The organism is Flavobacterium sp. 316 (assembly GCF_000967805.1).
GTDB classification, from domain to species: Bacteria; Bacteroidota; Bacteroidia; order Flavobacteriales; family Flavobacteriaceae; genus Flavobacterium; species Flavobacterium sediminilitoris.
Window position 1 is genome coordinate 308639 of sequence record NZ_JYGZ01000002.1, and the last position, 26428, is coordinate 335066.

The window sequence follows — 26428 nt, forward strand, 5'->3', positions numbered from 1 at the left end:
CATGTTTCCGTACATTCAGATTATATTAAAAGAGTTGATTATTTGGAGGCTGTTGAAAAAGCTCATGCATCTAGAAATCATGGGGAATTACTTGTAGATCATTTGAAAGGTACAATAAAGAAAGCATCTTTTAATGGTGATGATTTAATAACAGGATATTCTGGGCTGCATTTGGAATCATCAATAACAGAATCATTTTTGTTAGATGTTAGTACGAGTTCACCTTACCACAATATCATAGGTGGAAAGGAATATATTATCGGACCTATCCCTACAGGAAATGGTATTAGGACAGCTAAAGTTAATAATTCTGAATTAATAGGTACTGGTAGTGTTAAAGAATTTGAAATTAGAGTTTGGGGTTACGCTAGAGAAAATATTGGCACTAGAAGGTTTCCAAATTGGCAATTTGTACTTGATAGTAATGGAAATCCTATTAAGGCTTGGGTTCAAAAAACTAATAATAGAGGTAGAACAACTGTTTTTATAAATATGTCAGATGATAAAGCTTTAAATGAAATTGCATTTGCTAGATATAATTTAGAATTGAATGATTTTCAGCCACCTCAAAGAATAGGTCAAAGCTCTAATGAATGGCACGGAATGAGTAGTGAAGGTACAAAAATTTCAATGTATTTAGATCCACCTTACTTATTTGGTGTTTTACCTAGTTCATTACCTAATGTAAATACTAATTACGCATCTGCATTTCCAAAACTTAATCACTAATTTAATAAATTATGACAATTTCAAAATCAATATTAATTTCAAAGAAATATGTTACTAGAGGGGCTAAAATTTCTTTAGGATATATAGAAGTTCCCAATACATCATTTTTATCAGAACTCAGTACAAATTCAATAGACAAAATCATTAATGATTTGAATTGGATTTTGTCTCAACCTACGGGTGTAATAACTTGGGGCGTTGATAGATGTATGGTAGATTCTGATTTTGAGGGTTCATTATGTACAGATTACGATGGAATTGAAGTTGGTGATATTCCTACAAATCTAATGAAAGATCTTATGGAAGAAATTAAAAGTTTTAAGCATGAATATGAGGATTTAACTAATTTGAGGAGTTTAATAACTCAAGCGTTTTCAGATATAAAATTAAATCCAAACAATTACAAGATGTTGTCAAATTCGGAATATTACTATTCGATTGTTAAAAATGATATTTATATAACTTTAATTTTGACACAAGAAGATTTAAATTTATCTTCAGTTCAATATGTTAATCAAATTAGTTTAGACATATAAATAAAAATAAACAAAAGTTAAAACCTACAACTTATTCAAGAAATGATTTTATAGAAATAAACCCTGATACTTTTGGGACTACTAAGGATGATTTTTATGAGAGTTTATATAACAGAATAATGACAGAATAAATAAAAATATAATGGCATTAGAAATTAATTATATAATAGGAAATCAAGATACTTACTTTAGAAGGGATGAAATGAGTGTATTGTTTTATTATGCAAAGGATATTGATTTAAATTTGACAAAAAAAATGAATTATTTACTTGACAAAAAAACGTCATATATGATAAGGCATAATATTAATATTTCAGGTTTAGATAGCGATAACGATATGCATGCCTATTTTAACACTACCGACATGCAAGCAGTTATTCAATTTATTACTATTCAGCTTATACCAGCAATGCAAAGTGAGACTGTTGATATGGACGGTAAATATGGAGGAAGTGTAAGTAGTTTAATAAATCAAGTTAATAATTATAATAGTGGAGATTCAGGGTTTAGTTTATATATAGCACATGATTGGGTACCGTATGAAATGGAATATTTTATAAATATGGCAAATGAAATGAAAGATTTACTTCAAGAATCTTTAAATCTTAATTCTCCAATGATGGTAAGTTATACTGATTAATAAATTTATGAGATTAATTTTTTTTTATTTTTTTGAAAGGTTTATTGTTTTTATCTACATGTTGTTAATGATTTTTTTATTTAGATTTTCCTTCTTTTAAAAATAGTAAACCAATGGTTAAAATATTATGACGATGCCATTTTACGTTCTGATTTTAAAGCTTTAGGTGAGGATGGAATGATAAGGTGGTGCGAAGAATATGGGATTTTACAACAAAATCTAATGAATGAATTAAAATCTAAACCAATGACATTCAGAAACTGGAATAATCTAGAAGAAGCTGACAAACTTTTATTAAAAAACATACCAGATGAATGGATACCTTCAGTTTATCAGTACCAAGATTTTTGTTTTATAAGGAAGTTTTGTCCTGTTGATATTTCGTCATGGGTAAGAATTAAGCCAAATCTTATGCCAAATGGTTACAAACAAGTAACATTTAAATTGAATGATGGTGAATTTAGATGGGAAGTACGAGCACACACAGAGATACCCAATACTCCTGGCGAAGGGAATGGAAATGTATGGAGAATTTCAAGAATAAAAATTGATGATGGTTCTGTAAATTTTAAAAAATATTCTGAGCATCTTGTAGGTAATCAATGGATTAGGGGGCATATCTTTTATGATGCTATTAAAGCACAGCAGAATAATATTGCAACTCCACAACAAATATTAATTTTAGAGAACAGTCATTTTAAAGCAAAATAAATATGCAAACAATAGATTTATACACACAACATTATTTAGGAGAATTACAAATAATTCTACAAGAAAAAAGTAATAATCAAATTTTATTTAAGGTAATTTTACTTGATTACCATTTTAATGAAATATTAAATTTAATTCCAAATGGAAACTATCATCCTGAAAGTTTGATTAATAATTTTTATAAATGTACTGGATATTATGACGATGAATGGGAATGTAAAAGAAAACAAGAATTTTTAGATCAATTAAATGCAATAAACATAAATAATATATCTTCTGATTTTGTAGATGCTTATAATGCAATAAAGCAAATTTGTTTATCTGCTATCAATAATAATAATAATAATAAACTTTATATAGAATTACTTTAATATTTAATTCAAGATAAAATTTAAAAATATGAGTATAGCAAGTCAATATAATTTAATATTTGGGGTGACTAGTTTATCTGGTTTTACACCTAGACCCTTTATTAGTGTAAACACTATAAATGGTAATTCCGTAAATCACGAAATAGCCAGTTTTTTAGAACCTAATGGTGTAGAATTAGTTAATAGTATAAAAGATGAAATCAATTCATTCAATTATAGTAATCTTTTTACAGGTAATGATGTTTGGGGGTATCATGATTCTGAAAGTGTCGAAATTAGGAATAATCCACCAAATGCTCCAGTTGCCGTATTTAATAAAGGAGGAGTGGAAGTAATAATTCCTCTCTCTGACTTTTTGTTAATACTTGATGAATGCAAAGCTTTTGTAGCTTTAGTTCCATCTCCACACTGGTTAGAGAATAGGTAAAAAACTAAAAATACTATCTTGTTTTAGATGGTATTTTGTTTTTAAAATAAATGGTTAAAATATTATGACGATGCCATTTTACGTTCTGATTTTAAAGCTTTAGGAGAGGATAAAATGATTAAGTTTTTAGAAGATTATGGTGATACTTCTGCAGATGTTTTTCAAGTATTTAGAGGAAATTCAAAGTTGATAAAAGATTGGGATGAATTTGAAGAGATTATATTTGCAAGAAGTGATATTAAAGTTTTAGTGGAATATAGAAGAGGAAAACTAAAACCTTGGGAGATTGAACATATTAGAGATTTACATGGTTATCCAAATAAGTTTCAGTTAATAGGAACACATTGGCAGTTAACAATTCAAGATTTTATTCAGAATGGAATTACCGATAGTAAAATAATAGAAGACTTTGTTACATTTGCATGTAGAGTTGATCAAAAAATAATAGACCCAGTTACTGGACAGCTTGTGGGTAAAATTATTAAAGGTTATACTTTTACTGAATCAAGAATTATTATTAATTACTACGCAAATGTAATTTTAAAAAGAGGATTCGTAACAGGTTTTTACAATTTGCAGGATTATAAATTATTCTCGCAGAAAGCAAAAGTTTTTTTAGATGATTTTTGTAAAAAAAGAGGGATTTCTAATGCAAAGTATGAAGTTCAAGGTTCGGTACAATTTAAATCACATGATTTAGATCCTAATGTAAATGATGTTCCAGTTTTAACAAGAGATGGTAATATCATTAAACCAGATGATTTTGATGGTAGAATATATATATCGAAACATCAAGCCAATATTTATTTAAAAGGACTTGAAAGAGATTATAGGAAACAGTTAAGATTAGAAAATCCTACATGGACTTCAGATAAAATTAATGATGGAGTTAATGTAATTTTAATAAATGTGAAAAAAGGTATAGATAAGGGAATGATTAGGAAAGATTATATTAAACCTGATGGATTTTTAGATGATTTAAAACAAGCCGTAAAAAGAGACGATGGAACGCATATTTTTTATCCAAAAAACACTGCTGATGAAACTGAAATTGGATTTTCAATTATTATCAAAGGATCCCCTTATGATGTTCATCCAGTAATGCCTCTAAAATATTAACTAATTATAATAAAAATAAATGAGCACATATAAAGAATTTAAAAATACTGACGGAATTTTAATTACGCCTCAACAAGCAAGTCAATTAGACGATTATAGAGAAAATGCTTTTGAGAATAACCGAATTAAAAGTTCGATACTCTATTGGGATAAAGAGGTGGAAATTATATATATATATCCTGATGAAGATTTAAATACTGAACTCAGTAAACTAGACAATAATTTAACTTATACTATTGCAAAAGATTTAGAAATAATAAATGGTTATACAGTTTGGAGGTTTTATGAATATAAAAATGGAGTTTTAGGTTTATTAATATCAATAAGAGTATTAAATTCTAATAATAAATGTGTTGCCTATAAATCTGAAGAAGATCCGATTCGTATTCGTAAAGTTTATTATTTAGAAGGTAAACATGTGGTAAATGTTGAAGAAGAGTTGGATTTTGTTTATGAAGAAGACGATGAAATATTTTTTGATTTTGAAAACGGGAATTTAACGATTAACGTTTCTCATAATGTTGCAGAAGGAAATTTTACTAATATAAATTTATTTTACGGCACATATTATGAAAGATTACCTTTTATGACACCAGAAATTTTAGCATATTTTACAAATCCAGAACCTCTGGTTCCTCCAATGCAATTATAAATCATGGCAAAATTATTAGATAAAATAGTAGTAATAGATATAGAAGCCACTTGCTGGGAAGGTAAAAACCCAGAAGGAATGGATAATGATATTATTGAAATAGGGGTATGTTTGTTAGATGTAAATACTGGAGAGATAACAAATAACAGAGGTATTTTTGTTAAACCAGAACGTTCAGTTATAAGTTCATTTTGTACACAACTTACAACAATAACATCAGAAATGGTAGAAAAAGAAGGAGTAGCTTTTCAAGAAGCACTTCGCATTCTTAAAAAAGAATATGATACTCAAAGCAGAGCGTGGGCAAGTTATGGCGCGTATGATCTGAAACAATTTCAAAGACAATGTACCGATTTATGCAAAGGTTATCCATTTAGTCCATCACATATTAATGTAAAAACGCTTTTTGCTTTAAAACAAAAATTACCTCATGAATTAGGTATGGACGGCTCACTTCAAGAATTAGGAATTCCATTAGAAGGTACTCATCACAGAGGTAAGGATGATGCTAATAATATTGCGAAAATTTTAAGGGAAATTCTAAAAAACTAAGTTTATAACTTTAAAATAATACGAAACCGCAAACCTATTTTGACTTTGCGGTTTTTGTTTAGTAGTATTTCATCTATTTAAAAGAATAGTAATTCACCATAAAAAGAGTGTTTTATATAAATATTACGTGTTTACACGCAATGTAAAATTCCGTGTAAATACGGATTGACTGGCAATGAATTTGGCGTTAAATTTACAAATGAATCTTAACATGATATTCATGTGGTTTTTACAAAATGAACACTATTAAGATTCTAGAAGCAATTAATTTTCGAAATATGCCAAATACACAAACACCTTCTGTTGCCGTAACAAAAAGATATTATCCTACTTTATCCACAATTTTGAATGAAGAAGATATTCCAGAAATATTAGGTTTCATAAAAGAAGGTTTAGTGGGTTTGCTAGGTAAAATTCACTATAAAGATTTACAATATACTAAAAGTCCTAGAGGAGATGCTGCGTTTTATAGCTTGAATATTGTTTCTCCAAAAAGATTAGCTATAGAATTACCAGGTTCAGGAATTTCATTAGTATTAAATCCAGATGTAACTGGAAATGATTTTAGCATTTCTTCTTTCCCTATTACAGTGGAGTACCAATGGAAAGTATTAGGTTATTTACGCTCTTTTAATATTGACTCCTTTTCATTCGCTCCTCAAGAGTTATTTGAAATGGCATTGTTAGTTCTAAATATATCAGAAGAACAAGTACTAGCAAACTTTATAAATTTATTTGTTACTCCATCAGATGCAAATATTACACCTTTGCAACAGTTTGTAATAGATATAAATGCAGAAACAACTATTGTTTTATCACCACCAACCAATAATACAACTCTCACAGAAATTGTTCAAGAAATATATACTCAAGGAGGCAATCAATATGCTTCTTTAACCGCTTTTGGTGTTTATCTACTAGATGATGATTTAAATACTACATTAAGTAGAGTTAAACTTTTTTTTAAAAGCTTTATACCTGATGATTTAGACGCGTTTATTAAAGATATTTTAATACCAAAATTTAGAGCAACACTAACACTTATAGCAGGAGTAGAATTTCCAAGAAGTTTACTACAACCAGTATATGATGAAAATGGTGTAAATCCATATAATCCAAGTGATGTTGCAAGCCCAAATAGCACGAGAGGACTGTCTGTAATACCAGCAGATGCAAATGGGTATCCAAAAGTGCTTTTTACTTTTGTAGAAGCCTTATTCTATGCCGATACTGAAAAGGGATTTGGTTACAATATGGAATTAGTTTTAAACACCATTGTTCCAGCTCAAATAGGAAATACTGGATTAATTATCAATATTCAAAATCTTAAATTAGACCTAAGTAAAGAAAATAATATCATAGAAGCTGAAGCGGATGGAAGACCAGATGATTTTATGGGGTTCTACAGTGATAAAATTGATATTTATTTACCAAAAAAATGGTTTTCAAAGGATAATTCCATTCAGCAAACAGTAAAACTAACAGGGAAAAGATTGTTAGTAGGAACAGGTGGAATTTCAGGAATTATAGGATTGGAAGCAGTAGCTTTGGGTAACCCAATAACAGAAAACGATTATTTCTGGTTCATAATTGGATCAGAAACTACAGGTTTCAAAATAGGTTTTAGTAAATTCGACATCACTTTCAAACAAAATCTTGTAACCAGTTCTAATATAGCAGCTGCATTAGAAATACCAAAATTAAAATTTCCAGATGATCATCCTGTTTCTCCAGGAGCACCTTTTAAAATAGATGTTTTAGGGCATTTAGACCATGAAGGTGATTTTAATTTAACTGCTGCTGCAAATGGTGGGATTGTTCATGCTCGCATAGGAGATTATGTAGATTTTAATTTTCTTTCCCTAGAATTAGGAAAACAAGATACTAATTTTTATGTTGGCACTTCAGTAGAAATAAGCTTCCCAAGTGGTTTAATAAACGAACTTTTAGGAGATCAAAAAATTATAATTCCAAGGCTTCGTTTTTATAGCAATGGTAAATTTGAAATTGTAGGAGGTAATGGTTTTTTACCTGTAAATATTAATTTGCCTTTAGGTCCAGTTAATGTTTCGGTTACAGGAATTCATATGGGTTCCATTCAAAGAGAGCATCAAGGAATACTGCGTAGCTACAATTATATTGGTTTTGATGGAGCCATTAGTGTAGACCCTTTTGCCTTAGATGCAAGAGGAGAAGGAATAAAATATTATTATACCAACGACGATGATGAAAATGGGGGTAATGGACATTCTTTTTTACACATTCAAACCATAGAGATTGATTTAGTAGTACCTGCAAAAACAAAAGCAGTTTCGTTACACGGTTTATTATCCATTCCAGAACCTGGAGCTTCTCAAGAATATGTAGGAGAAATAGAATTCAAATTAAAAAAAGGAAATATAACGGGACGAGCAGCTATGAAACTAGCTCCAAAATTCCCAGCTTTTATTGTAGATGCAGAAATAGAGTTACCAAAACCTATTCCGTTAGGTTCTTTTGCCATTTATGGTTTTAGAGGATTAGTAGGTTTTAGATATGTAGCAGAGAAGAAAGCAATTCCTGCTTTACCTCCAACTGCAACGTGGTACGATTATTATAAATTTCCTCCAAAAGGAATTCATGTTTCTAAATTTAGTGGCCCTTATCAATCAGAAGGCTATAGCAATCCTTTTTCTTTTGGTGCAGGAGCAGTTTTAGGAACCAGTTTCGATAGTGGAACTGTTTTATCGATGCGTGCGATGGTTTTGCTTTCTATTCCTTCTTTGTTTATGATTGAGGCAAGAGCATCACTTATTAGTTCAAGATTAGGTTTAACAGATAGTAAAGAACCTCCTTTTTGGGCAATGGTCGCTTGGGGCGATAATACAATTGAAGCAGGAATGGGGGCCGATTTTAAAATGCCAACTGCAACTGGAAAGGTATTGACGTTAAATGCTAATGTTGAAGCCTTATTTCCGCTAAATAATTCAAGACATTGGTACATAAATATTGGTACAAGAGAAAAACCAAACACTGCAACATTATTTAAAGATGTTGTTAATCTAAGAGCGCTTTCTTATTTGATGATAGCATCTGAAGGATTAGAATTTGGAGCTAGAATGGATTATGAACTGAAGAAGAACTTCTTTGGTATTAAAGTCAGGTTATGGGCTTTTGTAGAAATAGGAGCAAAAATAAGTTTTGAAAGACCACAATTTGGTGGCTATATTCATTTAGGAGGAGGAATAGAGGTCAATGTTTGGAGAGTGCTTTACATTGGTTTTTCATTAAACGCTTATTTATCAGGTGAAGCTGTAAAACCTTATTTGATTTATGCTCAATTACGCTTCTCAGGAAGAGTTAGAGTGTTACGATTTTTAAAAATTAGATTTAATATAAGTTTACAACTCAAATGGGAAAAAAATAGAGAAGTAGACACCTCTCCAATACCTGTTTTATCTGATGGAACTGCTGGAACGCCAAATATTTTAAATGATTTGGTTAAAGGAGTTCATATGCTGACCAATGAAGAGTTTAAAATTAAATATTTTAATACTGAGCCGACAATTGCTTTAATAGAAGATGTGATTCCTTTAGATACTTTTATTGATATTAAATTTAGTAAAGGAGTTGTACCAAATTTGGTTACATCAAAAATAGGTGGGCATACTTCAGGTGCAGAAAATTTTGTTGACTTAATTCCACCTCAAAAAACTGTTCGAGGTGGACATGTATTACGTCAAGTAAAACATAAATATTCCATTGAAAGTATTGCGATTAAATGTTGGAACGGTACAAGTTGGATAGATTATCATCCAGTAGAAGCTTTGGATCCAAATGTTCCAAGTTCAAGTTCAAAAAAAATAGGTTATTGGCAACGATCAGGAAATCAATATGACATGATTCGTATATTAGGAGGTGATCCATTTAGTTATACAGAACAAGGAGAACCAGGTTGGTTTATTCCAGAACAATATGGAATTACTGCTTCTAATTTATTTTGTGCTAATACTTCAAATGTTTGGCATTCCTCAAACGTATTGAATAAAAATATTGGTCATATATATCCGCTAACAGGTCAGCAAAATGGGCATTTTATTAATGGAGCTTATTTTTCTGCTATAGGAGAATTTGGAGCGGATCCTTATATTCCAAATTCCATTCAATATAATAATTTAGTAGTCTCTGATGTGCAAAATTCTTTTGGATTTGCAAAATCTTTAGTTTTTAATAACTTAAATGGCTTTATGATTTTGTTGCCAGAAGATGCTCCAAAAGTAAATTTGAAATTAAATAGTTATGCAGGTTTAGTTGTAATTAATTATTACAAAACGGTTATAGTTCCTAATTCTAGTTTTATTGGATATGAATTGGTTGAAACGAAAACCAAAACCGTACAAGAATTAGAAACAGAAGTTGTTTTTGATAATATAAACAATCCTATTTTAAAAATTGAAATAATTCCAGTTACGCCTCAATATGATGAAATTTTAGCGATTCAAGAAGAAATAGAAGCTTTGTTTACAGATACTTATGAGAGTTCTGATGATTATGTTAATGTAACATTGCCTAACGATAGAACTCAATATGATTATTTGATTCGTCAATTGGATCAATTATTAGAAACAGGTTGTGTTCAAATAAATTGTGAAGATAGAGATAATCTATTATGCGAATTATATGATAGTTTAATTGCTTTAGGGTGTTTTGAAAGAGTAGTTACAAGTTCTGCAGACTTGAATATGGAGTGTTATTGGAATTTTGTGAATCTTATCAAAAATGTGATGGGTCAGTTTGCTTATATCCATCAATTAATTAGGAAAGACTATTATGATCCATGCTCTATTTTATTAAATTCATTACAAAGTGCCATTACTAATAATTATTCAGAGAATGAGATTTTATCTATTTATTCAAATTTAAATAATGCAGTAACTGTGTTATTGAATTTTTTACTTGAAGAAGGGAAATGTAAATGTAAAAAACAAAACTGTACTACTTCTTTCCAACAAGTGAGTTGGAAAACAGTTCTGGAATATGAATTTGAGGCAACCATCCCAAATCAAGCGGCTCAAGAAGCAGAAAATCAAGCTTTAATTGAATCGATTTTAAATACAGTGCAACCTATATGGAGACCCAATACTAATTATTATATTTCTTTTAAACTGAAAGATGAGGTTAATAATGATGCTACTACTACTAGTTCAAAAGAATATTACTATGGATTTAAAACCGCAGGACCTTTAGGGCATTTCCATGATGCTGATGGTGTAAAATATGGAAATGAATATCAAAATGGAACTATTACTAATAGAAAAAATAAAGATGCAGTAGTTTCTTTACATGGGAAATTAATCAATCCAGATAAATACAGTTTAACAAGTTTAAGAAAATACTTAGATTATAATAAATCATATCCTAACATCGATGGGAATTTAATTTTGGCTAAACCTATTTATTATGAAAATAATCAATGTAAAATAACTTTAAATTTTGTAAAACCACTAGCTTTTCATATGTTTAAAAATTGGTCATCCTATAAAGGTTTAACCGAAATAAAAGGAGCTTTAAACATCCAAATAAAAGATCCTGTTACAGAGTTATTACTTAATTATCCATTAGCAATAACTGAAACAACTACTGAAGTTGTTCCTCAAACAACAACTAGTGAAGGACAACCAGAGTGGGTGGGTAATAATGATCCAAGATTACCATTAAATATTCAAATTTTACAAAATTTAATTGAAAACGGATCGATTCCTTGTAATTTCGAAGTAGGCCAACCACTAGTTCCTAAAAGTTATTCTTATTCCGTTGAGGTAACAGATTTAAAACCACAAAAATTATATACAGCAATCATAAACAACGCTTTTGATGTAAATGGAGATGGTAATTTTACGGATTACTTAAATACAACTAGAAATATTGGGGTTAGTGAAAACAAAGAAGTTCACAAATTTGTATTTCAAACTTCTCGTTATGGAAATTTCAAAGAACATATCGAAAGTTATATTCTTCATGAAGAAGAAGGAAATGTTGTTAAAGCGATTTATAAGCTAGAACATGATTTTTCTCAGCAAATGCTTAATGAGGCTTATGCAATTGTGTCTAATTTAAACGTAGATATAAATACAAGCATTTTAGGCTATACTGATTTATTTGATAGGGTCATTGAAGGCGTCTTTAAGTTGAAGCCTTTAGATCCAGCCCAAACTACTGAATTTAATATTCTAAAAGATTTAAATGGAGCAACAGTGGGGCTTTTAATTAGAAGTACAGAGTCATTTAATAGCCCAAATTTTGAAGCTTCGTTTTTAGAAGACACCATCTCAATTTTAAATAATAATAGTATCGATTATTCCATATTATATGCCAAAGATTATGCTTCCTGTTTAATTATGAAAAATGGCATTTTTATCGATGAAACAACGCTAGATATTAAATTCAAATATTTAGGTTGGAGCGGAACGCAACTTATGGAATTGGCTGTAGAAACAATTAGTATTGATTTATAAAAAAAGAATGATGACATTTATTAATAGATATACAAAACCCGATGCATTTAATTATTACTATTCAGAACAATTTTATGAGTATGGTAATTCATTTGTTTTAGCAATTGGTAAAACTAAAAATGAAGGACTAATTACTAAAGTTAATTTATCTGGAAATATAATTTGGGAAAAGACTTTTAATGCAGAAGGTTCATCTTCTTTTGAATGTAAAAAAATAATTCAAATTGAAGATCTTACTAGTGAACTTAAAACTATTTATGTTTTAAATGTAGTAATTGACAACATTAATTCCCTAATGGCTATTGATGCTTCTTCTGGGGAAATAATGTGGACAAAACTTTTAAACTGGAAAGATAGTGATGCTATTTGCAATCTAGTTACAACCAAAGAGGAAACTTCTTTTTATGTAGTGATTTCAGACAGAAGTGAAACGGATTATTCAATTAACCCTATACTATATAAGTTTGATTATAATGGAGAAGTTATTAATACTATAGAAGTAGTACATGGAAAACCACTACTTATTACCTCAATTGTTGCTGATAACGATCGAATAGCAATTGCTGGAAGAGTTATTTTAGAAAACTCAACAGGAATAATTATAAGTTTTAATAAAGACTTAAAATATATTGATACAATTTTAATAGATAAAATTTTCTGTGACATTCATGATTTTAAAATTATACCAGAAAGAGGATATTTACTTTCAGGATATTCAATTAATGATAAAGCTGTTTTTATTACAAAGATATTATATGAAGAAGAAGTAGTGGATTACAAAATTTTAGTAAATACCCAAAACTGTGGCTCACATATAGAAATAACTAATGATACTATCTATTTAGTTCATTATAATGAGCAAATGGGTTATGTTCATAAACTAGATTTTAACTTAAATGCTTTATGGACAAAAACAATTGAAATAGCTCCAAGTACAAATAATGGGATTCGATTTATAAAAGAAAAAAATAATAGGTTAACTAGTCTTTTTTTCAATCAAACAGAAGGTTCATTAATTGTTAATAGTGACACAAATTTAGACACCTGTAAGACTAAAGAATTAACCACCATTTTACTTAATAGTTCTAAAATATATTTAAAAACTATTGAGGTTGCTATTAAACAAGTTAGCCATAGACCTGAAGATATTGAAGTTAGTGAAAAAACAATTGCGTCTCAAATAAAACAATACTGTAATAACACCTCGATTGATGGTCAAATCGTTATATCAAAAAATATAAGTCTACAATCTCCAAATTTCATTCTAAATGTAGCGGGTTCGACAGCTCAAGATGGATCTACTAAAGGAATACACTTAAGATGGTTTTTTGGAGGTATTTTAAGAGAAAAACATTTACCCAAAGGCGATTATTATACAAGTGGGAATTTTATTTTCAATAAACCAAACGATTATGTAAGTATATATAGAGCAAAATATAGTCCTGTGATAACAACTATAGATTTTTCTTTGCCACCCAATGTTGTTAATCCTGCGCAAAGATTTTGGATATACAAAATAGATAAAAAATTAATTTATGTGTATTTCAAAAATACAGCTCAGTATGATTCAGTAGCTAATGAAATAGATCCATTAACGCAAACCTATAGTTTTATTGAAGCTTATGGAGGTAACTTAATTGAAATTGAAAGTAAAAAAGATTTGTTTTTTGGAAGTAGTTATGAATTTAATGATGTGATTCAATCTTCTCAATTACTTACTGAAACTTTATCAGTAGAGAAAAATCTACAACTCGCTCCAAAAATAACATCTTCAAGAGGAAAATATGGAAGTAATGATTTCGGAAACTTGAAAATTTTTAATGACAATTGTAAATCTATTCGTTTTAAAACTTCAGCGTGTTTGGTAGTAAAAATACATTTAGAGTTTTATTCAGACTTTATATTTAGTAAAAATGCATCTCAATCTTGGTATCCTTTAGGAAAATATGCTTTGTCTCTTGATGACACTAAAGTTTTAGCGCAGTTAGAACCTGCTTCTGGACTTGTTAATTCAAAATGGCCAAGATTTAATGATGGTGAAAATGTAAATATTAATAATTATATAGATAAGTGGAATGGCACAATACAAGGTGATGATAGAAATATAAAAGAAGTTGTTGCTAAGTTTTTAGCATTAAGTACTGATAGTAATAACCCAAATCCAACTGGTATTGAAACTATCAATTTTAATCTAAATATTGAAAATGAAGACGGTACTACTCCTCCAGTTTCTGAGGATGATTTCACAAGTTTACCTTTATTAGACATTCTTAATGTAGGGGCTTTAGATTATCATGTGGCAAGAATGTTAGGTCTAGGGATATTAGATATAAATGCAATAGTTTTAACAGGTGAAAAATATGTGTATTTGTCTGAATATACCACTTTTGGAGATTTGGAAGATGGTTTAGGAAAACGAGAATTGCAACACATTTCTATGAGTTTACCAACAAGTATTTATGATGAAAGACTTCCTTTACCCTATGAATTAAATCAAATTGTACCAGGAATTGTAACCCAGAATGATGAAGAAATTCCAGTAATGATGACTGATAATGAAGGGTATACACCTGATGGCAAATATCGCTTTGTTACACTAGAATCAAATCCATTACCTGAAGAATTAGTAAATATTCCATTCTATGATACCTCGGAATTATTTAATCAATCTGAATTTTCTTATGCTGTATCTGCTGGATTAGAATATAAAATGAACAATCAGCAAAACTGGGTAAAACCAGAATTGAGTCATGATATAAATTACAGAAATATTTTTCAGGGTAATCTTGGAACTAATGAAACCATTCCATTAATGCTACCAGAACAAAATAATGTACTTTACATTCATAAGCAATCAGATTCTGGTACTTATAATTATTTAACTTACGGTATCAATATATTTTCACGTTCCACTATAGGAAATGATATTTTAAGTATTAATACAATTATAAGACCCCAAAATCAATTACAACCACCACATAATATAAATGCTTTATTAATTAGAGAAGAGTCTCCTTTATTACTTACTTCAGAAGAAGAACAAGATAGAATAGGAACAATTTCTAATACAGATAAAACTTTAGTAAGACTTACCTTTGATTATCATACCAATCAAGAGTTAACAAATTATCAAATTGAAGAAAAGTATAACGACATTGCTATTACAACTATTGAAAGTGAAACCTTAAATGGTGAGCCCAATTATATTTATCCAGATGAGAAAGATATATTTGCAGAAGAAGTCGAAGTATTCTTTAGAAATCAAACACCTAATGTAATTGAGGGTAAAATAATTAGCCAAAATAATGATCTGATAAATGAGTTGGTTGTAACTTTAAATACAGGAGTTTTTAATCAATCAAGTACAGGCTTAAATTTATCACCATTAATTCCTCAAGGAAAAGAAAATAATTTTATTGGCGGAAAAGTATTGATGGGAACAAATGCATACTTTATTTATCAAATTGAAAACACATCAACTTATCCTACCCTAAAAGTTTTGAAAAATAGTGAATTAGATGATATAGTTATAGCTGAAGATGGTTATTTCCAATTGGTAGAAAACATGCAAAATATTACTAGTTGGAATACACCATTCAATGCTATAAACTCTCTAGCAAATCCATTTGTATTTAAAATTCAATTAGGGCTTCCTAATAATCCTAATTGGCAATTAAAAAGAGAAGTAATTCATCTTATAGATGAAGAAGGAAATACTACACGGTTTTTAGAAAAAACAAAAGGTTTTTGGAAAAATGCTATTATAGAAGAAATTGCTGAACCTGTTAATGAAATAGAGCAAGCTGATGGCACATATTTATATGCTAATGAGTTTAATGGTCTCTATAAATTAACTTTTACAGGATTCCAATTAAACCAACATCCTCAGTTTTCTGGGAATAATAATTCGGTAGAGTGGTTTAGAGGTTTAGTTCGTCTAAGAACTGAAGCCTCTCACTTAATTACTGGTGAACGAAAATCACTGGAAGTAATAAGAATAGAAAATATAGGTACAGGGGATTTAGTACTTTATATATATGATAATAATTATCCTGGTTATAATGCGGATCAAAATATTTTAGATGCTTATGACAAACTTAAAACAGGTACTCAATTAGTCAACTATTATCCAAGTTATAAAGTGTATTTATACCAAAACCAGGCTGTTAATTTAACAGAATCAAAAATACTACCTCAACAAGGAGAAGGTAATAAATATTCAATCTTTGGACTAAGAAGTCATGATTTATCAATAGGGTTTACAGATTATTATTCAAAAATAAGTATCCCAGCTTTACTTTTTGCACAAGAAATAGTTGCTCCTATAAAACCGCAAACACCTTTAGGCGCAAAATATGCTACTCGACCTGATTTCTATGGAAAATCAACGTATACTTTTACAACCGCTTTTGGTTCAAATGCTAATCATAAACCACATGGATTACAATTTTTAAGAAGTAATGATGATAGTATTATAAATGCTCTTTATGATATTGATACTGTAAAAAATATTAGGCAAAACTTAAAAATTTATGGGGGAAATGATGAAGTTTGGTTAAAAAATAGGTGGGATAATTTTTTTGATTTTGAAAGCTACAGAAGTGCTCAATCAAATGGTTTGTATATGGAATATCCCGAAAACGAAATAGAAAAATATAGACTTCCTATTCCAAATAACCCAACATTTATTTCGAGTGTAAATGATTTTATTAAATGGCATAATAAAAATAATGGTTCAAATTCAGATGCTTCACTAGTAAATCAATTTAGTGCTTTAAATCAAGTAATTATCGCTACAACTAGTGGCGTGCAATATGATATTTTACTAATTGATTTTGTGGAACAAACAGTTAAAAATTCTTTTATTCCTCTAACAGAAATTCCAATTTTATATGATTATATAAAACCAAATACAATTTATCCAAATAATTATAAGCCTATTTACAAAAAGCAAAATGTTAGGGATAGCAATGGATATATGCTAAATCCAGATCATCCAGATTTTGATATTGCACCAATGGCTAAAAGAGTCTCACAAAATTCAAATGAAGTGCAATTTACTGATTTCACAATTGATGGAACTTCTAAAAACATCTACTTTTATTCAGTTAGAGAAATAGGGAACCAAATGAAAATGGGTGAGATGAGTGATATTTTAGGACCAATTAAACTCGTTAATACAAATTCTCCCGAAGCACCTGAGATAAAAAGAATTATACCAATTTTAGAAAATAGAATTCTTGGAATTAATGCTTGTGTTAAATTAGAAATCAATAGATATCCGGAAGAACAATTTATAAAGAAAATAAATTTATATAGAAGTTTTAATCGACTTGAAGCACAGTCAATTAGAACTATGCAATTGATTAAAACCATTGACTTAGAAATTGAAAATCTTGAAATTGAAGATATTTGGAACTTTGTTGATGATTTTTCTGATTTGGTAGAGGTACCATATGGAGATCCTCTATTTTACAGAATAACAGTTTCCCGAAAAGTAGAATATTCGGAAGATAACTCAAATGCAGTTATAGAATATGTACCATCAAATCCGTCTAAATTACTGGCTACAACAGTGGTGGAAAATTATATGCCAGAATCTCCATTGATGAGCTGTTACTCTGAACAAGAAGAAAATGGGTATGTGAATTTCATTACTTTAAAATGGAATAAAACATGTTATAATGGTATTTATCATTTATATAAGTTGAACCAGCAAGGAAATTGGATTAAAATTCATGAAGTAGCTTCAAATGAAGAAACAATTTTTGTTCAATTAGAAGAAACAAAGCTGAATAGTGCAAATTTAAGAGTACTATCTAGTGAAGGAGATAAATTATATCACCATTTCAAAGTAATAACAGAAAATACATCAGGAATGTTTAGTACTAAAGAGAATATTCTTACAATTTTCAATGAAGAGACATGGAATCAAGTAGGAGGAATTGGTGAAATGATTACAGGTAGTACATTTAGAGTAAGATAAATAAATAAAAATAAATTATGGCAACAAAAAATAGAGGAGAATTAAAATCATATTTTGAAACAGGTAAAAGACCAATTCAACAAGAATTTGAAGATTTAATCGATAGTAAACTTAATATTGAAGAAGATAAAGCTTCTGAGGCAGATGCTCAAAATGCTCAAATTGATAATAAATTTTTGACTCCTAAAACAGCAAAAAAAAGTGTTGAAACTTTTGCTCCTGTAAAACAAGTAAATAATATAACTCCCGATTTAAATGGTAATATTGTAGTCACAGATATTAATGGAACTGCTTCATCAATAACAGGTTCTATAAGTAAGAATCAGGTATTTGGATTAGAGAATAATTTAAATAATAAACAAGACGCTTTAGTAAGTGGAACTACTATTAAAACAATTAATGGAGAATCTATATTAGGTATTGGGAATTTATCAGTTTCTGGACCAGTAAAATTAATTGGGGTTTTATCTTCAAATTTTACACTTGCTAATTCAAATTTGTTACAAAATGCATTTCCTACTTCAAGCGATGCATTTAGTTTATCGGCAAATAAAACTTATTTTTTTAAAGGGAAATTCTTAATAGCAAATGGATCAACAAGTCATGCTACAGCAATGGGATGGCTTGTAACATCAGGGTTAAATATAACATCTATGGAATATGTAGCTAGACTTTTTTCATCTACATTAAACGGAATAGCTACTGCCAACTCAAATGTCCAAATTAGTGGAACAGGTAGTAAAGTTTTAAATGCTGCTAATACAGCAGTTACCACAACTATTGAATTTGAAGGAGTATTGAGATGTACTACAGGAGGTGTTTTAACTCCTCAATTAGCTTTTTCTACAGCACCTGGAGGTACCAATCAAATGAAAATGGGTAGTTTTATAGAATTTACAGAAATTGGTAGTAATACTGTTCAAACCGTAGGTGCTGTAAATTAAGAGTTATTTGTTCAAGCAAAAATTTAATTAATTTAGGAAACTAAATAATAAGCGGAGGAAATAATCACTAACTTTATAAAACTCCAGCTAATATTAATTTTGTTACTTAATTGAAATGAAAAAAAACTTTATTTTTTTTTATTGCAGGAATTAATTTAAGTGTGTACAGTCAATGTTGGAAATCCATTTCTTCAGGTAATGCTATTTTTTTACAATACCAGAAAATATTACGTTATGGGTATGCAGAAGGATTATACATGGTGAACTTGGAGACGGAACAAATAGTCAAGGTCGGCTCCAGTTCAAATTGGAACAGATGCTAATTGGAAAGAAATTTTTGCAAGTTTAAATCCTAGTAAATCTTTTACACTAGCTATAAAAACAGATATGACATTGTGGACATGGGAAATAATGAAAGAGACTAGTTAGAAGATTAAACATTAATAAATAAAAAATTTTGTTTTCAGATAGAATCAGATACAGATTGAAAAATTACCTCAGATGGATTTACCATTCAATCAGTACTAATAAAAATGGAACTTTATTGGGTTGATGAAGTTCAGAAAGATTTACTTTAATTAGATTTCTTTAGTTCCTAAACAAAGGAATAAGGATGCAGATTTGGTTCAAGCATCTGTTCGTAATAGAATAACTGTTTCTTTTAATCAGATAAAGCGGTTTGATATTGGGGTTGGAATCATGATAATTTTTGAATGTTCCTATTGGAACAACTATTGCAAATAATATCCAACTAAAAAATAATAATACAACTATTATGTATATAACAGCTAGTGAGGTAGATTTTATGATGAGAATTTAAATAATTTATTAGTAAACCTAAATGATTCAGGAAATAACAATCCTTTGTATGTGAAGTATTTGATACTGGGGACAGTACACTTGTATACATACGATTGGATAATGGTACTTTAAGGTCTGTAGGTTTTGTTTTAGGTGGGTCTAGTCAAGTTTTAATCGAAATTCAACTTGGAATAGCAAATAACTAGAAATTAGTTAACGTTGAAGGTGAAAGTACTTGAGCAATAAACAATAACGGAGAATTATATGTATGAGGTTCGAATTTTGATGGGCAACTTGGAAATGATACTAGTGGTATAGGTACATCATCAAGTATGCCTGTACTTGTGTCTTAAGTAGTAAAAATTTTACTACAGAAACATTTATAAAGGTCTATTCTAATCTTATAAAGATAAATTAACCATTGAGTCAATTGTTTCAATTGAACGTATTATTATTATTATTATTATTATTATTATTATTATTATTGATGTGTTTGGTACAGAAATTTATAATGAAATTACAAATGATACTAATGTAGAAATTAATTTAAACAAACTTGATCAAGAGGTATATTTTGCTTTAGTTTATGTAAATGATATTCAAAAAACAATGAAGATTATTAAAAATTAAAATTTTATGTAAAATAAGTATATAAAAATCTTTTTTAATAGATCAATATTTAAAGTTAATTACATTTTTTTTTCGAGTTGAATTAAATTATTAAAATCAACTTCAAATAACTCAGCAAATTTAACAATAGTAGATAGTTTAGGTTCTTACAAACCTTTTTCATATTTTCTTATATTTTCTCTATTAATTTTTAAAGCAGCACCCACGTCCATTTGGGACATTTTTTTTCAATTCTTAATTGTTTTATTCTTTTTCCAAATAGAACTATAATTTTTGGTATAGGATTTTTTCTTTCTCTAGGCATTTTACAAAAATCAATAAAATGCATAGTTTATAAGTGATTGTATTTTAGGGGTTGTATATATTGTATTTTTTATTATATTTGAAATGATTGGGATTTTGACGGTTTATTTATCCTTTGGTAAAAGAAAAAATACCAAATATTCAACTACTTACACCAAATGGCATCCCAAAAAGGTATTATAGAAACAGATCATAATAGTAAATGGGAGAATATTCATGATAGAAGTATAGATATCTATTAACAGCCAACCAATTAGATATCTTAAATGAATTAATACAATATAATCAATGGATAATTGAAGAGTCTAATGATTTAGTTGAAATGTTAATTTCAAAATAAATAAACTACAAATACATCGAATAATCATCAGGAATATAAGCGTTTATCTCTCTTAAATATTTTCGTAAAGCAGTTTTTGTAGTGTGCCTTGTAATTGACATAATGGTTGATTCAGCTTCTTTAGGTGTCATTTCTTTTATGAAAGTATTGTAGGGCTTAGTTATGAAGGTATGTCTAAAGCTATATAATCCATAGTCTTTCCTTAATCCAAACTCCTTTTTTACTTCTAAGAAATAATCTGAATAATCATTTCTTCTGCTAGTTTCATTGGCTTCCCAATATTGTCCAAAATCTTTTCTACCAAATAAATAAGCATCTTTAGGATAATTAAATAAGTCTGGAATCTCATCAATTAAGAGTTGAGGAATTCTTTTTGACTGAAATCCAGTTTTGGGCTTAATTTTTAAAATTTTATCCTTTAAATCGATGTCAGCAATTATAATTCTATTCACTTCTACAGGTCTTAGAAAATTATAAGAAATAAATTGAACAAAAAGCTTTAAAGTAGGGTCGTCGTTTAGTTTTTCGAATATTTTGTTTTCTAACTCGTTAGAGTATGTTTTGTTTCTTTCTGGATTAGATTTTAAAATGGGTATGCTTTTTACAAAATTATCTTTAACAAGATCATCATCTTCAAGTGTTTTGAAAAAAGATGAAATTACAGAACGTGTATTGTTGCGGTTAATTGGTGAAGTTTTTTCTAGGACTTCATTTAAATAAGTGGCAACAATTTTTTTGTTAGATGTTCAATTTTTAGTAGCTTATCAAGTCCATTGTCTTTAAGCCATTTTTGAAACTTTGTAATTCTAATTCGAAAATCGGAATAACTACTTTCTGAAAGAATATTTTTTTTATATCTAAGCTAAATTGAAAAGTTTCTTTAATGTTGTAGTGCTTTTCAATTTCTTCAAATTTTGAATTTTCGTAAGGATTGAAACCGTTTTTTAATATTCTATCGACTGCCATTTAAGATTTTCAGCAGCTTCTTTTCTTTCTTTTAAATTTTTATGTTTGTTAATTTCCTCATAAATAGGTGTCTGCCTTTCCATTTTTTCGTTTTCAGGATTTCTAAATGAAAAATAGACATATCATCTATCTTTTGGAAAGATCGTTATTTGAGGTATATATTTTTGGTGTCAAAAATAATTTCAAAAGTAATAAATCGTATGCGTTTGTTAAAATAAATGGATACGATTTTTGATATAAAAAAACCCTAACTGTTTGATTAGTTAGGGTTTGTTTTTCGTAGCGAAGACGGGAGTTGAACCCGTGACCTCAGGGTTATGAATTTAGAAGTCTTGAAAAAATCAACCATTTTACTAGTGTTTTAGAGGCTTCAAAATTACTATTTTATTAAAATCGTGTTCAATTTTATGTTCAAGATTAGAACTGGATTAATGTTTTTTCAAAAGTAAATAATATTTTTAAATTTTCAATTAAATTTTTAGATCAAGTCAGTAAATCTTCCCCAAAGTATATCTGGTCTGTTGAAAACTGCAGATGAAGTTTCTTGAATAGCATCTCCAAATTTTTTATTGTTTCCAGAACTACAATGTATTACTTTCGTCATTTTTCCACTCTTTACTTCTGAAACAATGCCTACATGTCCAATTTTATTCCCAGCTCCATAAACTACTATACATCCTATTTCAGGGGTCTCAATTTTATTAAAAATTCCTGACATACTTTTTATATCAGCTTCCATTGAATCAGTAAAAATCCAACCACCAAATTTTTGGTAAAAAGGAATATCGGTTTTTCTCGAAATTTTAAAAACCCAACAAATAAAACCACTACAGTCACATTGTTTGTCTGTAGTTGGTAAAATCAATTCTGGTTTCATACCTCCAGAACCTAATTTATATTTTATTCCTTTTCCAATTGCGGATTTTGCTCTATTTATAAAATAACTAGCATTTAATGTTTCATTAATTATAATTTCTCCAGGTAAATCTTCTAGATTAGGAATTTTTATGATTTGATTGACATAGATGTGGTTCTGATTTTTTATTTCAGGATTGAATGCCATTATTAATTCAACAGTAGAGTTGAATTTTTTTGCAATTTTTGTTAAATTATCGTTAGGTTTAATTTTATATATCATAATTATGAATTAGTTGCGTCTTAAAAAAATTATTGGATTTTCTCTTGCAATTAAGTTGAATTGTTTAGTAGATAGATTTGATTTAGTTTTGGCTAGTAATTCTTTTTCCGAATTATGATTACGAACGACATAAAAATCGGTGCCAAATAATATTTTTTCTTTTAATGCGGGGTTGCTTAAAGTTTGCTTTAATAAGGGTACAATTTCTTCTTCATGTATAATATAACTTAAATCAGCATATATATTTGGATATTGCATGATTAAACTTGAAATGATAGAGTACCAATCAGCATTTTTCCAAATATCCATTAATCTGCCATAACCAAGTTTGTCTTTTTTTGTATTAATAAATGTGATTCCTTTGGAATTATCTGTCATTTTGTGAGAATAATTATCCCTATCTCTTTCCATGAATTTTTTCCATTCATCATCTCCGCCATAGTGTCCAAAACAGATTTTTAAATTACTCAAATCAGAACTAATTGTATCAGTTTCTTCAGAATATCCAAATAAATCCAAGAGTTCTGGTTTGTTGCATTTTTTTATCCATTCTTTAAGCAAAATAGGATTAAGTAAGCATAAATAATTTAAAGGATGTGTGAAGTCTAGAGAATATTCAATGTTTTTGCTTTTAGCTAATAGCATATATTCATTGGGCAATTTAGCATCTTTAATTATAGGATGATAGTACCATTCTTTTTTCTTATTACCTCTGTAAAAAATGGTTCCTCTAATACAATGAGTCATAATGGGTAGATTATTATCTGCCGCATATTTCCATAAGGGTAATAATTTTTCATCGAAAGGAAAATACCCCAATGCTGGATAAATTTTAAAACCTGCAAAATTTGCTTTTTCGATGTATTCTTTTATAAAGCAATCTTCTAAAATGACTTTGCCGTTGAGGTTTTTCCATTTAAAAAAATCTTTATAACCAACATTTTCTCTACGTGGATCAACAAAAATAAAAGGATGTATAATCGTTGGGTTTTTTAATTTTATTTCTTTTAGTCTTTCCATTTGAGTTTGGTAATTACCAATTGGTTTAACTTTACCTGCTTCCATAAATTCCATATCCATTGGAAGTACAACAAATTGTGTGTTTTTAGGATATTGTTTTGTTAGTCGCTTAAAAATTGCATTTTGTTCTTGATAATAGGCAAATCGTCCTATGCTCACATAGCGCGTAATAAACTTCAGCTGATCTTCGTTGATAAAAAGAAGGGATAATTTTTTAGAATTACGTATTATCATTAAGCCTATTTTTCTACCATACGGTATAGCAATTAGTGTAAATAAAATGATACTTATTTGTATAGCATCATTTTTTAAAAATTCTAAATATTGAATATTATAAAGTTTTATAAGTAATTTTTCACAAAATTCAATTTCTTTAAAAAAATATTTAAATAGGAGGTAAGTAGAAAATAAGACTATTAAAAAGCTTACTACATCGACTATAGCTCTTAAAACTCTGAAACGCTGCCATAGGAGTTTTAGCTTAACTAAATTCTTTTTTAAATTGCTATTTTGAAAGCTAAAATTAAATTTATAAGGACTATATTTATTCGTAAACCAAAATTTACAAATTCGTATAACTAAAGGCACAGTTAAAATTTTGTATAAAATAAAAGGCATAAATTTTTTGCCTATATAAGGTGGGATGTTATCCCCAGTAAAAATATGGGTATGACAATTGATAATTGGTTTTTCACTCATCTTTCTATTTTTTTTAAAATTATAAATAATGAGTTTACATGTCAATGCGTATTTATACTTAATTTAAAGTGCTTTTATATTATATTAATTTTTTGACTTAAGATTCCTAACATAGTAATCTTTGTTTAAATAATCAAGAAATTACAATATTGAAAAATAACATGAGAAATAATTATTTTTTGAATGTTAGATTATGATGTTTTTCAACTTTTATTACTTTTTATTCCTAGCCTTATCTCTAATGGTTATAGATAAATCCATTGCTGCATATTTGTTTTCAGCGTGTTTGTATGTTTTTCCTAACTTGTCCCAATCACCATTAATATCTGTAAAACTTTGGTACCAAGTTAAAAAAGGTTTATCTTCAACTTTACCTAGATATTTGCCTACGATTGAAGAAACTGTACTGATAAAATTAATAACATTAGAAAATTGATTAACATCTTTTATTATTGTTAGTAAATTGTCTGTTAAATCTTTGTAATCACTGTCAGATTTAATGTTTTCCATTATTTTGGCAACATCTCTTAAACTTTGTTTTGATTTAATAATTGAAGTCATTACGTGGACTTGTGAAGGTGTTTTTTCTTTTTTTTCTTGTTTCCAATAGAAAATGGATTTATCAATAGATAATGCATCTCCATCATCAACTTTTTCAAAACCTTTTAAATCTAAATTTATGACTTGGTTTTCTGCATCAGAAACCACTAGGGTTAAAAAATAAATTTTTGCCAATCCTGGGAAAGGAAAAATTTTGGCTGTTTTGTTATCTTTAATAATAACATGTGACAATCTGATTTCTAGGCCGCTGATTTTATCAGAACCTAAAATATCACCATCTTTTGTCGTAAAATCTAACGAAGCTTCTTTAAAACTATGCTCCTCTGTGTATAAATTTTGCAGTAAGTTTAACATAAATGTTTTTTTTATAAAATTATATTTAACTAAAGTTTTTTGCAATGAGTATTTTTACTCAATGATATTTATAAAAAAAGATTATAAAGGATTCTATTAGGTAAAAACATAGACTTCATTTATTTTAAATTTTTTTAAAAATAGGGATGTTAATATAAGTTAAAATAAAGTGTTGCTAGATTTTTTGTCATAAATTGCTATGTTTCCTTAATATTAAAATAGTATAATATATTCTATTGATTACGCGTTTTTATTTTTAAAATTAGGTTCTATTTATAGGTCTGTTAAAGTATTTTTAATTTGTTAGATTACTATAAACTAAAAAAATGTTTTTGTAAATGTATAAGTGAAATAAAAATATATCATATAGTAATGATATTAGTTTTATTATACTAAATTGCGTGGGATTATAAAATGGAATCCCATAAAAGAAAGAAGTGAAAATAGGAAACTAA

General features: G+C 28.5%; 17 protein-coding genes. 12 read left to right on the forward strand and 5 right to left on the reverse strand.

Translation table 11 applies throughout. The features are described 5' to 3' along the window. From SY27_RS05070 to SY27_RS05125, 12 genes are all read left to right on the forward strand, one after another. The coding region (locus tag SY27_RS05070; protein WP_045967817.1) for a hypothetical protein at nucleotides 1–729 on the forward strand (729 nt) is incomplete at its 5' end. A gap of 11 nt (nucleotides 730–740) precedes the next feature. Next, entirely contained in the window at nucleotides 741–1265 is a 525-nt protein-coding gene (locus SY27_RS05075; RefSeq protein WP_045967819.1) for a hypothetical protein, read from the forward strand. 142 nt (nucleotides 1266–1407) lie between these two features. Further along, nucleotides 1408–1905 (forward strand): hypothetical protein, encoded by a 498-nt coding sequence (locus SY27_RS05080; RefSeq protein ID WP_045967821.1) that lies wholly within the window; start codon nucleotides 1408–1410, stop codon nucleotides 1903–1905. A 222-nt stretch (nucleotides 1906–2127) separates the two neighbouring features. Then, nucleotides 2128–2616, forward strand: coding sequence for a hypothetical protein (locus SY27_RS05085; protein ID WP_152640706.1), 489 nt, complete (start codon nucleotides 2128–2130; stop codon nucleotides 2614–2616). Between the two features lie 2 nt (nucleotides 2617–2618). Beyond that, the gene (locus SY27_RS05090) at nucleotides 2619–2987 is read left to right on the forward strand and encodes a hypothetical protein (RefSeq protein ID WP_045967825.1); all 369 of its coding nucleotides are present in this window, start codon (nucleotides 2619–2621) and stop codon (nucleotides 2985–2987) included. A gap of 28 nt (nucleotides 2988–3015) precedes the next feature. Then, complete coding sequence (locus tag SY27_RS05095) at nucleotides 3016–3414, forward strand: hypothetical protein (protein WP_045967827.1); 399 nt, start codon at nucleotides 3016–3018, stop codon at nucleotides 3412–3414. 114 nt (nucleotides 3415–3528) lie between these two features. Continuing rightward, complete coding sequence (locus SY27_RS05100) at nucleotides 3529–4533, forward strand: hypothetical protein (RefSeq protein WP_045967829.1); 1005 nt, start codon at nucleotides 3529–3531, stop codon at nucleotides 4531–4533. Nucleotides 4534–4552: 19 nt separating this feature from the next. Continuing rightward, nucleotides 4553–5185 carry a hypothetical protein gene (locus SY27_RS05105; protein ID WP_045967831.1) on the forward strand — a complete coding sequence of 211 codons (633 nt, stop codon included), beginning with the start codon at nucleotides 4553–4555 and terminating at the stop codon, nucleotides 5183–5185. 3 nt (nucleotides 5186–5188) lie between these two features. Beyond that, nucleotides 5189–5737 (forward strand): 3'-5' exonuclease, encoded by a 549-nt coding sequence (locus SY27_RS05110; RefSeq protein WP_045967833.1) that lies wholly within the window; start codon nucleotides 5189–5191, stop codon nucleotides 5735–5737. A gap of 236 nt (nucleotides 5738–5973) precedes the next feature. Beyond that, nucleotides 5974–12231 (forward strand): hypothetical protein, encoded by a 6258-nt coding sequence (locus SY27_RS05115; RefSeq protein ID WP_045967835.1) that lies wholly within the window; start codon nucleotides 5974–5976, stop codon nucleotides 12229–12231. A gap of 7 nt (nucleotides 12232–12238) precedes the next feature. Next, nucleotides 12239–18217 carry a hypothetical protein gene (locus SY27_RS05120; protein WP_152640707.1) on the forward strand — a complete coding sequence of 1993 codons (5979 nt, stop codon included), beginning with the start codon at nucleotides 12239–12241 and terminating at the stop codon, nucleotides 18215–18217. Between the two features lie 17 nt (nucleotides 18218–18234). Then, nucleotides 18235–19161 (forward strand): hypothetical protein, encoded by a 927-nt coding sequence (locus SY27_RS05125; RefSeq protein WP_045967839.1) that lies wholly within the window; start codon nucleotides 18235–18237, stop codon nucleotides 19159–19161. Nucleotides 19162–21240: 2079 nt separating this feature from the next. On the opposite strand, the gene SY27_RS18115 is transcribed toward SY27_RS05125, so the two are convergent. From SY27_RS18115 to SY27_RS05145, 5 genes are all read right to left on the reverse strand, one after another. Further along, a complete protein-coding gene (locus SY27_RS18115) occupies nucleotides 21241–21687 on the reverse strand; it encodes a hypothetical protein (protein WP_052705148.1) in 447 nt (148 codons plus the stop codon). Between the two features lie 301 nt (nucleotides 21688–21988). Beyond that, nucleotides 21989–22201: a hypothetical protein gene (locus tag SY27_RS18795; protein WP_052705150.1), complete on the reverse strand. Its 213-nt coding sequence runs from the start codon at nucleotides 22199–22201 to the stop codon at nucleotides 21989–21991. Nucleotides 22202–22679: 478 nt separating this feature from the next. Further along, on the reverse strand, nucleotides 22680–23339 hold the full coding sequence (locus SY27_RS05135) for a LysM peptidoglycan-binding domain-containing protein (RefSeq protein ID WP_045967841.1): 660 nt from the start codon (nucleotides 23337–23339) through the stop codon (nucleotides 22680–22682). Nucleotides 23340–23348: 9 nt separating this feature from the next. Further along, complete coding sequence (locus tag SY27_RS05140; RefSeq protein ID WP_045967843.1) at nucleotides 23349–25058, reverse strand: amidohydrolase family protein; 1710 nt, start codon at nucleotides 25056–25058, stop codon at nucleotides 23349–23351. A gap of 213 nt (nucleotides 25059–25271) precedes the next feature. Then, entirely contained in the window at nucleotides 25272–25973 is a 702-nt protein-coding gene (locus SY27_RS05145; RefSeq protein ID WP_152640708.1) for a hypothetical protein, read from the reverse strand. Nucleotides 25974–26428 lie beyond the last annotated feature (455 nt).

What these genes read in the sequence shown, in the direction of transcription:
- SY27_RS05075 (WP_045967819.1), top strand. Translation starts at nt 741, where the DNA reads ATGACAATTTCAAAATCAATATTAATTTCAAAGAAATATGTTACTAGA.
- SY27_RS05080 (WP_045967821.1), top strand. Translation starts at nt 1,408, where the DNA reads ATGGCATTAGAAATTAATTATATAATAGGAAATCAAGATACTTACTTT.
- SY27_RS05085 (WP_152640706.1), top strand. Translation starts at nt 2,128, where the DNA reads ATGAATGAATTAAAATCTAAACCAATGACATTCAGAAACTGGAATAAT.
- SY27_RS05090 (WP_045967825.1), top strand. Translation starts at nt 2,619, where the DNA reads ATGCAAACAATAGATTTATACACACAACATTATTTAGGAGAATTACAA.
- SY27_RS05095 (WP_045967827.1), top strand. Translation starts at nt 3,016, where the DNA reads ATGAGTATAGCAAGTCAATATAATTTAATATTTGGGGTGACTAGTTTA.
- SY27_RS05100 (WP_045967829.1), top strand. Translation starts at nt 3,529, where the DNA reads ATGATTAAGTTTTTAGAAGATTATGGTGATACTTCTGCAGATGTTTTT.
- SY27_RS05105 (WP_045967831.1), top strand. Translation starts at nt 4,553, where the DNA reads ATGAGCACATATAAAGAATTTAAAAATACTGACGGAATTTTAATTACG.
- SY27_RS05110 (WP_045967833.1), top strand. Translation starts at nt 5,189, where the DNA reads ATGGCAAAATTATTAGATAAAATAGTAGTAATAGATATAGAAGCCACT.
- SY27_RS05115 (WP_045967835.1), top strand. Translation starts at nt 5,974, where the DNA reads ATGAACACTATTAAGATTCTAGAAGCAATTAATTTTCGAAATATGCCA.
- SY27_RS05120 (WP_152640707.1), top strand. Translation starts at nt 12,239, where the DNA reads ATGATGACATTTATTAATAGATATACAAAACCCGATGCATTTAATTAT.
- SY27_RS05125 (WP_045967839.1), top strand. Translation starts at nt 18,235, where the DNA reads ATGGCAACAAAAAATAGAGGAGAATTAAAATCATATTTTGAAACAGGT.
- SY27_RS18795 (WP_052705150.1), bottom strand. Translation starts at nt 22,201, where the DNA reads ATGGCAGTCGATAGAATATTAAAAAACGGTTTCAATCCTTACGAAAAT.
- SY27_RS05135 (WP_045967841.1), bottom strand. Translation starts at nt 23,339, where the DNA reads ATGATATATAAAATTAAACCTAACGATAATTTAACAAAAATTGCAAAA.
- SY27_RS05140 (WP_045967843.1), bottom strand. Translation starts at nt 25,058, where the DNA reads ATGAGTGAAAAACCAATTATCAATTGTCATACCCATATTTTTACTGGG.
- SY27_RS05145 (WP_152640708.1), bottom strand. Translation starts at nt 25,973, where the DNA reads ATGTTAAACTTACTGCAAAATTTATACACAGAGGAGCATAGTTTTAAA.